At 46.6% G+C, this 236-nt stretch carries 1 protein-coding gene; it reads left to right on the top strand.

The features are described 5' to 3' along the window. Nucleotides 1-13: 13 nt before the first annotated feature. Nucleotides 14-236: SDR family NAD(P)-dependent oxidoreductase (locus tag KVT11_RS20620; protein ID WP_217609219.1), on the top strand; the 223-nt coding region annotated here is incomplete at its 3' end.

Below are 236 nucleotides of genomic sequence, written 5' to 3'. Positions count from 1 at the left end.
AAAGCATACAAAGATTACGGTCCCGCCTCAGCACCAGTACGAGCGTCCAGTACTTGAATATAAAATGAACCCTAGTGCTACCTTTGATCGAGAGGTGCAAGGCAAAAAGCTGACAGGGAATACGGCGATTGTCACAGGTGGAGACAGCGGGATTGGACGAGCAGTATCTGTCATATTTGCGAAAGAAGGAGCCAATGTAGCGACTGTTTATTTGAATGAACATCGTGATGCTGAAG

This window comes from Bacillus sp. GbtcB10 (assembly GCF_019091365.1).
Taxonomy (GTDB): Bacteria; Bacillota; Bacilli; order Bacillales; family Bacillaceae; genus Bacillus; species Bacillus altitudinis.
Note: the sequence above shows the minus strand (reverse complement) of the source record. Positions and strands in the feature narration are given on the sequence as shown.